This window comes from Kitasatospora sp. NPDC057512 (genome assembly GCF_042802135.1).
Lineage (GTDB): Bacteria > Actinomycetota > Actinomycetes > Streptomycetales > Streptomycetaceae > Kitasatospora.
In genome coordinates this window covers 1-1,441 of sequence record NZ_JBHVET010001206.1, presented here as the reverse complement: position 1 = coordinate 1,441, position 1,441 = coordinate 1, and the positions used below count along the sequence as shown (strand labels likewise).

Annotated in this window: 1 protein-coding gene and 1 riboswitch; the gene reads right to left on the bottom strand. The window is 74.7% G+C overall.

Annotated elements, in window-relative coordinates:
- Positions 1–760, bottom strand: a 760-nt coding sequence (locus ACFU6K_RS38945; protein ID WP_380671397.1) for a peptidase, incomplete at its 3' end; no start/stop codon positions are given.
- A 98-nt stretch (positions 761–858) separates the two neighbouring features.
- A riboswitch (cobalamin riboswitch) is annotated at positions 859–1,007 on the bottom strand.
- Between the last annotated feature and the right edge of the window lie 434 nt (positions 1,008–1,441).

The window sequence follows — 1,441 nt, the reverse complement described above, 5'->3', positions numbered from 1 at the left end:
GGTTCTGGTGGGCGGTGAGCCAGCCCAGGCCCGTGTTCGCCTTGGCGGTGCGCCCGGTGGCGGCGAGGGCCTGGACGGCGAGCGCGGTGGCGTCGGCGTCACTGGTGCAGGCGGCCTGGCCGAAGGAGAGCGGGAAGCCGCCGTCCGCGCACTGGCTGTTCGCCAGGAAGTCCACGGCCGCCGTCGGAGCGTCACCGGGCGTGCGGTGCAGGGCGATCACGGCGAGGGACTGGCCGAAGGCGTTGCTGTAGTCGCCCCACTGGGAACGGTCGGAGAACCGGCCCTCGGCGGTCTGCAGCGACCGCAGGCGGGCCGGCAGGTCGACGCCGCCGAAGGCCGCCGGGTTCGCGCCGCGGACCTCGACGGCGAGCAGCAGCTTGGCGGTCGCGCCCGCGTAGGCCTCGGTGCTGCCGTCACCGAGGTAGCCGCCGATGATCTCGGGCTTCGCCAGCCAGGCGGTGGCCTTCGCGGCGGCCTCGTCGGAGCCGCGCGAGGCCGCGAAGGCCAGTACGGCGTCGATGGTGAGGCCCTGGTCGGGGTAGGCGGTGCCGTTGAAGACGGACTCGAAGTGGTCGCCGTCGACGAGTTGGCGGGCCAGCCAGCCGCCCGCGGCGGCGTCGGGGCGGACCGTCGGGGTCGAGGTCGCGGCGGCGTGCGCGTTCCCAGGCGCGGCGTGGGCGGCGGTGGCCGCCGGGAGTGCGGTGGCGAGCGCCACGGCGGGTATCGCGAGCAGACCGAGGGCACGGCGGAGCGTGGGCATGGTGACCTTTCCGGGCCCGCACGCAGGGGCCCGGAGGACGGCGGCGACAGCCGGGGGCAGCCCTCGGGGCTCCGGCCCGCGGACCACGACGGGAGGAGGGACGACACACCTCCGCCGACGGGTACTCGGGCTCGCCGCCGACCAGGAGCCGGCGGCCTACCGTTGCGGGCCAGCGCCGGATTCGAACCGGACTTCCCCCAGCGGCGGAGTCACAACCTGACGGCGCATCATGGCGAAACGGAAAAGATCCGGTCAAGGGTTCGAGCGTGACATCACGATGGCCGCCACCCGACATCGGGACGCACCCCTCCCTGCCGCCGGCGGAGCACGTGCGCCACCGGCGGTAGTGGAGCGCCCGGTCGCCCGGGTGGGAGCGTCGTCGTCGGATCGCCGCCGTGGCGAGGATACCGGCCGGTGCGCTCCCGGACCGGCGCCGGTGCACTGTGGGCCAACTCCGACATCGGGCCAGCACCTAACGTTCCGTCATGAGATCGAGAAGGACCGACCTTTGGGTTCGCCCAGCTCGACCTCGCCGCGCCGCCGCCCCCCGCCCGGCGGGGCGGCCCAGCACCGGGGCGACCACGGCGACCGTGCGCTGGAACGACACGAACGGCACCGAGCACACCCAGACCTCCCGAGAACGGCAGCAGGTCCTCCACGCTGCCGTTCTCGGACGAGGGG